Annotated in this window: 9 protein-coding genes; all 9 read right to left on the bottom strand. The window is 32.8% G+C overall.

Annotation, left to right across the window (positions count from 1 at the left end; translation table 11 throughout):
- Positions 1-163 precede the first annotated feature (163 nt).
- The gene (locus tag CN514_RS15205; RefSeq protein WP_098233311.1) at positions 164-1,660 is read right to left on the bottom strand and encodes a WD40/YVTN/BNR-like repeat-containing protein; all 1,497 of its coding nucleotides are present in this window, start codon (positions 1,658-1,660) and stop codon (positions 164-166) included.
- 122 nt (positions 1,661-1,782) lie between these two features.
- Positions 1,783-3,030: a sensor histidine kinase gene (locus tag CN514_RS15200; protein WP_098233310.1), complete on the bottom strand. Its 1,248-nt coding sequence runs from the start codon at positions 3,028-3,030 to the stop codon at positions 1,783-1,785.
- A 72-nt stretch (positions 3,031-3,102) separates the two neighbouring features.
- On the bottom strand, positions 3,103-3,582 hold the full coding sequence (gene rlmH, locus CN514_RS15195) for a 23S rRNA (pseudouridine(1915)-N(3))-methyltransferase RlmH (RefSeq protein ID WP_098233309.1): 480 nt from the start codon (positions 3,580-3,582) through the stop codon (positions 3,103-3,105).
- A 59-nt stretch (positions 3,583-3,641) separates the two neighbouring features.
- Positions 3,642-3,833, bottom strand: coding sequence for a CxxH/CxxC protein (locus CN514_RS15190; RefSeq protein WP_435817588.1), 192 nt, complete (start codon positions 3,831-3,833; stop codon positions 3,642-3,644).
- Between the two features lie 74 nt (positions 3,834-3,907).
- A complete protein-coding gene (locus CN514_RS15185) occupies positions 3,908-4,702 on the bottom strand; it encodes an MBL fold metallo-hydrolase (protein WP_098233308.1) in 795 nt (264 codons plus the stop codon).
- Positions 4,703-4,704: 2 nt separating this feature from the next.
- Complete coding sequence (locus CN514_RS15180; RefSeq protein ID WP_098233307.1) at positions 4,705-5,502, bottom strand: two-component system regulatory protein YycI; 798 nt, start codon at positions 5,500-5,502, stop codon at positions 4,705-4,707.
- Entirely contained in the window at positions 5,489-6,841 is a 1,353-nt protein-coding gene (locus tag CN514_RS15175) for a YycH family regulatory protein (protein ID WP_098233306.1), read from the bottom strand. Before CN514_RS15175 ends, CN514_RS15180 begins: the two co-directional genes overlap by 14 nt.
- Complete coding sequence (gene walK, locus CN514_RS15170; protein WP_098233305.1) at positions 6,838-8,673, bottom strand: cell wall metabolism sensor histidine kinase WalK; 1,836 nt, start codon at positions 8,671-8,673, stop codon at positions 6,838-6,840. The genes CN514_RS15175 and walK overlap by 4 nt, the downstream gene beginning before the upstream one ends.
- Positions 8,673-9,377, bottom strand: a complete 705-nt coding sequence (yycF, locus tag CN514_RS15165) for a response regulator YycF (protein WP_098233304.1) — start codon at positions 9,375-9,377, stop codon at positions 8,673-8,675. The genes walK and yycF overlap by 1 nt, the downstream gene beginning before the upstream one ends.
- Positions 9,378-9,705: the final 328 nt, after the last annotated feature.

Here is a 9,705-nt window from a genome sequence, read left to right as displayed (position 1 = left end):
TTGCCATTCTACAAATTTTATAGATTTACAATTTTTGGATTAAATTATTAATTATTTATCCTTTTCAGTTTTTTCCCTTATGATGCTATCTCTACTCGCAAGTTAAGAACATAAAAAATGATCTCTCAATTTTTTGAGAGATCTTTCTACATTCTAATCCGATCTATTTTTTAATTTCCTGGACAAATTTCCATGTTTGTCCTTTATCATTTGATTGATAAAGTTCGCTACTATTCCCGTTATAATCCCCATCTGAACCTTGACCAGCCAACATACTTAAAACGCCTCCCATCATATATGGCATACTTGGTGTATCAAAGGGTTTTATAGTCTGTTCATTATTCAACTTTACTTCGTGTGGTGTATAGTTTATTTTTTTGAAAGTTTTGCCCCCGTCGTCTGTGCGGTATAAGGCGCCTTCATTACCGGAAGGATTAACTGCTCCTAAAAATCCGAGTTTGTCATTCAAAAAAACGATTCCTGAAGCACCACCAACTGTTCCGCTGTATGGATCATTATTTATGATAGTCCATGTATTTCCGCCATCAGTAGTTTTGCTTAATGAATAAAATGTGCTTCCTAATGCTTTATCTGCAACATTTAGTTTATAACCAACTTCTTTAGATAGAAAAAACTGTTCCTTGGTATTAGTTTGCTCGTATTTCTTCTCATCTGAAGTAGCTTGATTTGGAGTAGTAGATGGTTTACTCCAATTTGGATCACCTATTAAGTTATATCTAGCAGGTGTAATTTCTTTATCCATTCCAGGGACAAATAATGATACAGTATAGCCAATTATTTCAGTACTTGCTGTTTCCGGACTATATTCTCTTCCATTCTTATCAATATTAATGATTCCATTTGTATTGTATCCCCAATTTCTTTTACCGTAATAGATCAATCCATACTGATTTTCATTCCATTTGCTAACTGCTTTTTTAATTGGAATCACATTAGCGGTTTCAATTAAAGGTTCTAACAGTTTGTCGTCATTATAATTAGGAGCGGCATACCCGTGTAAATATAATGTAATATTTTCTGACTTATTTTTATTATAAGTTATTAGAAAGCTTTCTTCTTTTCCATTGTCATTCTTCCCATACACAAATGTATCAAGGGATGTAATTGTTCCATCTGAATTAAATTTAAGGGAAAAATTATTTTCCATATATAGTTTTTTGGGCAATGTATGCTTATTATTTATATCTTCAAAAATGCCCTCTACTCCATATTGAAATATATTATTATGCTCAAATTTAATTGATCTTTGATTCTTTAGCCGTTCTATATACCACGCTAGTTTACCGCCAAAGTTTGTCGCACTTTTATATATGTTTGCACCGTAGAATAATGTAATTGCAACAAACAAAACAATAGAAATAAATTTCCATGCTTTTAAGTTTGTAAGTTTATTCGGTTTATTCGGTTTATGCTCGCTGCTTTTTATAACTTTTATAATGGTAAATAAAATGACCAATATTAATAAGGCTACGCTTACTAATAAAATAGGTAGATTTTTATCGATCCTTCCATACTTGCATATTGAAGCTAACTTTAGTCCAAAAACCCAGTATCCAATTAAGAAAATCGGATTTGTTAATAACAATATCAGTATTCTTTTTACTTTTCCCCTCAATCTATAAATCCCCCCTAATTTAATTTGTCTTTCTATTCATCCATTCTAAGTATACTTTGTTTTGTTAGGTTTCTGCATGAATCGTTTTGTCTCATAAAAAAAAGCACCCCTATTTGAAAAAGAGTGCTAAATCTGATTTATTTATATTAAGAAATTAAACTGCTATGTTTAGGTAATCGAATCATTGCCTTAAATAAATCACCGTCTACTTGAATTGAAAACTGTCCTTTTTGAATTTCAATTAGACTTTTCGCTATTGAAAGACCTAACCCGCTCCCTTGGCTATTTCTCGATTCATCGCCTCTTTTGAATCGTTCCATTAGTTCATCAGCCGAAATATTTAATTCATAAGCTGAAATGTTTTTGAAAGTAAGAAGTATATCATTCCCCATATCTTCTATATCAATATATACTCTTGATCCTCTTAGAGCATATTTGAAAATATTAGATAGTAGATTCTCTACAGATCTCCATAATAGTTTTCCATCTGCTGCAACATAGAGTTTATTTTGGGGATGGTTTATTTTAAATGTTAAATCTAAAGCCTCTACTTTTGCATTTACTTCACCTAAGCCCTGGGTTAATAGCGATAAAATATCTATACGTTCAAGATGAACAGGAATCGTCCCACTTGATGCTTTTGCTGCTTCAAATAAATCATCAGTTAATAGCTTTAATCTTTGCGATTTTTGATCCAAAACCTCTACATATTCTTGTACTTTAATAGGGTCCTTTTCCTTTTTCAATAAATCAACATACGTAATGATCGAAGTCAGTGGTGTCCTAATATCATGCGATACGTTAGTGATCAGCTCCGTTTTCATCCTCTCACTCTTTAATTCACGATTAACAGCTGTTTTCAAACCATCTGTAATAGTATTTATATTATTAGAAAGACTTGCAAACTCACCTTTCCCATCTACCACTATACGGTGATGGAAATCGCCTGCTTTTATTTGCTCGACCCCTTCTTTAATGGCATTGAATTTTTTTACTTGTTTATACGTAAACCATGCCGCAACGCCAATCGTGATTGGGAATATAAAAAATGTTATCGCAATTGCGATTGGATAACCAATAACAAGTAGTACCGTTTTAACGCCATTACTGCCGCTATTATAGACGTTTTTAATAAAAATAACCAACTTACTTAATAAAAGATAGATTAATGTATGTTTTAACAATGTTTTATTTTTAATATGTTTAACGAAAATTAGCACTAATGCCACGATAAAAAACGGAATTGTAAGGAAGAAGGCTAATTTATTAAGAACATCAATATCTCTCACTTTTTTAGGGACGACTCTAGAGGCTAAGCGAAGAACCCTTCTCTGGAATTCCGTCACACTGAAAGTATTCGCTATCTTATCTAAGTTAACATTTACAACTAACACTTCTTCTTAAAATCCCATATCCGATATTAATTTTACATCTATTAAGATTATTCTTCTAAAAAAAGATCTCAATTATTTATGATAAGGTTCATTCCTATTAATTCTAAACGAACGATAGATTTGCTCAACTAAAACCAACTTCATTAATTGATGTGGAAAAGTCATTTTTGAAAATGACAATGTATCATCCGCTCTTTTCATCACAGCATCACTTAGACCTAATGACCCACCAATCACAAATGCTACTTTGCTGTTGCCATATGTGGCAAGTTGATCTATTTTTTTTGCTAGTGATTCAGACGTATGTTCCTTCCCCTTAATTGCTAATGCAATTACATAAGCATCTTCTGCTACTTTACTTAAAATTCTTTCGCCTTCTTTTTCCTTTACAATTAGCATGTCTGCATCGCTTAAATTCTCTGGTGCTTTTTCATCTGGGACTTCGATTATATCCATTTTGGCATAACTAGATAATCGTTTTATGTATTCATCAATCCCCATCTTTAAATACTTCTCTTTTAACTTTCCAACACTGATAATTGAGATATTCACACTATATCCTCACTTTACGAACAAGTTATACACAAAAGTTATCCACATACCCACAATTTCTATCCACATTTAGTGGGGGAATCTATGTTCGATACAATATATATGGCATCATTTTGACAATATTCACAGGTTGTGGATATATTATGCGATTTTTCGACTTTATTCAACAGAGGTGTTTCACTATACTTATCCACAAAATCATCAAGAGCCCATTCTATATGCTCGTCACAGCTTAAAATTATTTTTTCCACTTATACACAGCTCCTTTTTTTAGCACAAAAAAAAGAGGAGAAAGTAAACTCTCCCCTTCAGTATGCGCTCTGTTTTATACATACACTATATCTGTTGGTTTTTGAGGGTCCGTATCATGAATTTCAAATTGCATCCCAACTTCAAATCCTTTTCCCTCTAATGTTTGTGTAACAGACATTCTGGCAAGCTCTTTCATATTATTATCTTGGCTTAAATGAGCAAGATAAATACGTTTTGTTTTATCTCCAATTACATCTGACATTGCTAGTGCAGCATCCTCATTTGATACGTGACCAACATCGCTTAATATACGGCGTTTAATGCTCCACGGATATCTACCCATGCGTAGCATTTCGACATCATGGTTACTTTCAAAAATGTACATATCTGCGTTGGAAATGATTCCCTTCATTCGGTCACTTACATAGCCTGTATCGGTAATTGTAACAAATTTTTTCTCATTATGATGAAATACGTAAAACATTGGTTCAGCAGCATCATGTGATACACCAAATGATTCAACTTCAATATCCCCAAACTGAATCGTCGTTTCCATGTTAAAAATGAACTTTTGCTCTGTTGGAATTTCTCCAATTAAATGGTTCATTGCTTTCCATGTTTTTTCATTCGCGTAAATTGGAATTTGATATCTTCTGGCAAGAACTCCAAGTCCTTTAATATGATCACTATGCTCATGCGTGACTAGAATGCCGGAAACTTCTTTTATATCCCTGTTGATTTCTTTAAATAAAGACTCCATCGCTTTACCGCTTAGTCCTGTATCAACTAAAAGCTTAGTTTTCTCCGTCCCAACGTATAACGCATTTCCGGTACTTCCGCTTGCAAGTACACTAAAATGCAGACTCATCGCTATTCACTCCATTGTTCTTTATCTATCTTAATTATTTGTCCCTCAATGGCATTAACAAAGTAATCCTGCTGTTCATTGACAACTATATGCCACGCTGGTGCTATGAATTTAACTCCATTCGATAACGGGATTACTGTATAATAGCCAAAATCAACTTTTGTAATTCGATCACTCGGTTTTAATTCATCTTTCACAAATAAATTTTCAATGGCTTTAATTGCCGGTAAAGCTTCTTGCACATTCTTTTTATCGATCATTTCTTTTAAGTTTTCTAAATATCTTTGGCGGTACCCGTAAATCTCATTATTATCGTTATATTTTATTTCAACTACTGAGCTTTCGATATTATAAATTAGGCGATCTTTATAGGTTTGACAGAAGTATATCGTTTTTGACGTTGGATCTATTTGACAATAACGATAGTTACCACCATTCCAAACATACTCCTTCACAAAGTTTTCTAAGAAGAGTATTTTATTTGTCTCTGTAATTGGAACTGGTTTTTTCAATTGACTTTGTAATACATCTTTGTAGATTTGTATATTCTGTCCTTTTCTATCAGCAATAGTTTTCTTCGAGAAATCCTTACTATTACCCGATATATAAGATTCCTTTAAAGAATTTTTAGGTAATGTCACATATGTGATATCATTTTCCTTTAATTGCTCCTCAATACTCGATTCTGCCATCGTATCAAACTGATCGCTACTTCGCTTTTGATAATATTGAATCGCTAAAAATAAATCTAATACTAAGAAAGTTAAAATAAATATTGTTTTGATCCTACTCCAATCCAACAATATTCACCCCAGTTCTACTTAGCAAATCTTGATCAATCTTCTTATATGTGTCATCGTAGTTTATAATCCAAACAGGTTTTAACTGGATTGCTCTATTATAGTACGGCTGATTGATTGTTGATTTATCTTCATCAAATATCGTCTCGTACCCTAAGCTAATATCCTTAATAAGAGATTTATTAATAGACTTATTATTAGATATGATCTCCATAATTTGAGGACCAGCCATTAACTCCAATTCACTTTCCTTCTTATCCACCTGGATTCTAAATTTATACAATGGACGTTTAAAGGTTTCTATATCGTCTACTCCCCAGCTCGTCGTGATTGTTGAGTTATTATACACAGGTAAATTATTTACAAAAAGTCTAAATGAAACTTCATTATTCTCAGGTTTAACACCAGACAAAATATATCCATCAGTCCAACCACCATGAGCATTAATAAAATCAACACTTCTTTGGACTAATAAATTAGGACTTTGATTATTATTGTTTTCAGGTGTTGTCGGGTTAACAAAGGAAATCGAACGATTTAATGGTGAAACTGACATTAATCTAGTACCGTCTGTGAATGTATCTCCTGAATCAGTACTTTCTTTTCGGACATTTGAAGGATCACTAAATATTGCATCTTTTAATTTATCAACATCTATATCCGTTGTAAGAAACTCCATCGTTGTTAATTTGATTGGTTTTTTAGGTAGATAAATTATTTTACCTGAATCTAACTTATATCTTAAGCTTTCAGTGAAGCTTTCGTAATTGTCTCTAATCTTTTCAACTGAAGCAATAATTGAAGAGTTATCAAAGCTTGCTCCATAGAGAATATTTTGTGCTTCATTTGAAAAATAGATCCTTGCTGAAGAATCCTGTTTAGTAGATAAATTGATGATTATTCGGTCAAACAAAACATTTTGTAATCGTTTTGCATCTAGATTAAGAGCCTTACCTAATGTCTCTACTGGCACTACAGTTGGAAAAATAATTTCTAATTTATTTTTTCCTTTGGTAATCGATTGGTAGGCAACTTCAGACGTTTTATTTGTCAGGTTTTCAAAATTTGTGATTTCGGATTTCTGCAATGATCTATAAATTGGTGATATATTACTCTGTTTAGTTGTTTCATAATTTTTATTTGATTCATGAACAACTAATAAATTCGGAATTACTATGTCCTTAAAGTCTCTTTTTGCACCAATCGAAACTTTTTGGACATAGTCTTGATTTTGAAGTACATCGTATGTTGGTTGATATGACCATAAGCTATACGAAAGAACTAAGCTTACTATAACAAGAGTAGTTAATATAACTGATTTTATATGTTCTCTTCTCATTCCCACTCATCCTCTTGGTCATCAGCCACCGGAAGTGTGAAATAGACTGTTGTACCCTTTCCTTCTTCACTTTTAGCCCATATATGACCATCGTGCGCGTAAATCATTTCTTTTGCCAAAGCAAGCCCTAGGCCAGTGCCCCCAACTTGTCTCGATCTAGCTTTATCTACTCGATAAAAACGATCAAATATCTTTGATAGATTTTCTTTTGGAATTCCCATACCTTCGTCAGTAATACTAACTAATATTTGATCTCTAGACTCCTTAATACGATAAGTTACAGCCCCACCCTCTGGTGAATACTTTAGTGCATTTGAAATAATATTATCTAACACTTGTGTAATTTTATCTTCATCTATAAATACAAATCTTGTCTTACTTATGAACTCGCGTTTGAACGACACTTCTTGAGACTTACTCATTTCATGTCGATCAATTATACGATTAAATAACTCTGTAAAGTTAACCCAATCTTTCATTAAACGATATTCTGTACTATCTAACTTAGATAATTGTAATAAGTCATTTACTAGCCTAATCATTCGTTCTGTTTCATCTTGAGTTACTTGTAAAAACTTAGGTGCAATTTCTTTATTCTCCCAAGCTCCATCTGATAATGCTTCTAGATAGCTTCTCATTGTTGTTAACGGCGTTCTTAATTCATGTGACACATTGGAGACAAAATCTCTACGTTCTTGCTCTATTTTTTCCTGTTCAGTTACATCATAAAGTACAGCGATTAGACCGTTAACTTTACCGGATTCTTTTTGAATAGTTGAAAGGCTAGCTCGTATAATCATTGGTCTCTTATTATTACTATAATCTAACATGATTGAATCTGGCTCATCGTATAAATCATCTAAAGTATTAATCTTTTCGATTCCCAATACCTCTAAGATTGATTTATTTAATACTGTTTCACGTGAAACATTAAGCATCGTTTCAGCTGGATCGTTTAAGAGAATAATTTTCCCTCTACGGTCAGTTGCAATAACCCCATCTGACATATGTTCTAGTACTGATTGAAGCTTTCTTCTTTCTCCATCCGTTGAAGCTCTGGCTTGCTGTAAATTACGTGAAAGATTATTAAATGATATCGTTAATTCACCAATCTCATCTTCACTATATGCCTTTAATTTGCGAGAGAAGTTTCCTTTCGCCATTTCTTGGGCCTGTCTTCTTATTTCAGAGATTGGCTTCGTAATTGCTTTAGCCAACAATATACCTAAAATGGATGTAATCGCGACTGCTATAAGTGTACCAGTTGAAAAAATACGGTTAATTAATTCCATTCTTTCATAAGTGCTTTCCATTGAAGCACTTGTGTAAATGGCTGAAACAATTTCGTCACCTTCCATTACTGGGGTAACTATCGTTTTCATTCGATGACCATTTTTAGGATCAATTAACACTTTCTCAGTTCTAGTACCTACTAAAAGAGCTCTTTTTACTAAAATATCAGTAGTCCTTTTACCAACAATAGATCGATTACTAGAATCCGAGGTAGCAATGACTTCACTATTTTGGTTAATAACTCTTACGTCTGATATTCCAATATTCTTTCCGAAGTCAGAAACTATTTTTTGGATATTTGCTTTTACTTCTGGGTCGTCCAGAGTTTTCTTTTTTTCATACTCTATTTTTATATTATAAGCCAGTAGTTTAGCACGTTCGTTTATCGCAACTGTAAAACTGTTTACGAGTTGTTTTTCAAGCTCTCTTGAAAAATAAACGCTAATAATTTGCATAGCTACCAAGATGAGTAAAATATAAACAAGTACAAATTTAAATACAATTGATTTAAATAAACCAACTTTATTATAAGCTGCCATTAATCTTGCTCCGGATCACGCAGGTAATATCCTACTCCCCTTCTTGTTACAATGAAAAGTGGATAACTTGGATTGTCCTCAATTTTTTCTCGAAGTCTTCGAATTGTTACATCGACAGTTCGTACATCTCCAAAGTAGTCATAACCCCAAACCGTTTGAAGTAAATGTTCTCTCGTCATAACCTGTCCGATATGCTTCGCTAAGTAATATAGTAATTCAAATTCGCGGTGAGTTAATTCGATCTTCTCGCCACGTTTTGTTACGATATAAGCGTTTGGATTGATAACAAGAGAGCCAATAGTAACTTCAACTGACTCCTCTTTTTCAGATGGAGTTCCTGTTTGGTGTCTACGTAAATTTGCTTTTACTCTGGCAAGTAACTCACGTGTACTAAATGGTTTAGTTACGTAGTCATCTGCTCCCATTTCTAAACCTAGTACTTTATCTAATTCTGAGTCTTTTGCTGTAATCATAATGATCGGCATTTCATGGTTCTTTCTTATTTCTCTACAAACTTCTAAACCATCTCTAATTGGTAACATAATATCTAATAAAACTAGGTCAGGAAGAAACTCATCTACTTTTTGTAATGCTTCCTCTCCATCATACGCGCAAACAATTTCAAAACCTTCTTTTTCTAAATTAAACTTCAATATATCAGCAATTGGTTTTTCATCATCGACTATTAATATTTTTTTATTCATTCCCCGCACTCCTTTTCTAGTCAGTTTTTGCTACCATCAATTCTATACATATCTTTTGCAATTTCATATTAAATTAGGCAACAAATAAACTTATCATAGTAATTTCGTTTTGTGGACTCTCTCTAAATATAATACGACTACGATCTGACGTGTTATTCTTTTTGTTTATAAACAATAAATTTTTGAAAAAAACCTCTAGCTTGTTGCTAGAGGTCTACTCCACTTACTTCTATTTTAAATTAAGTAGGTTTTTTTGTAAAATCGAACTGTTTTATTCTATTTTCAATAAGGTTGATATAAAATAAAAAACTACTGTATATACAGTAGT

The sequence above is a fragment of the Bacillus sp. AFS001701 genome (assembly GCF_002559405.1).
Lineage (GTDB): Bacteria > Bacillota > Bacilli > Bacillales > Bacillaceae_G > Gottfriedia.
This window is presented reverse-complemented; position numbering and strand designations above follow the sequence as displayed.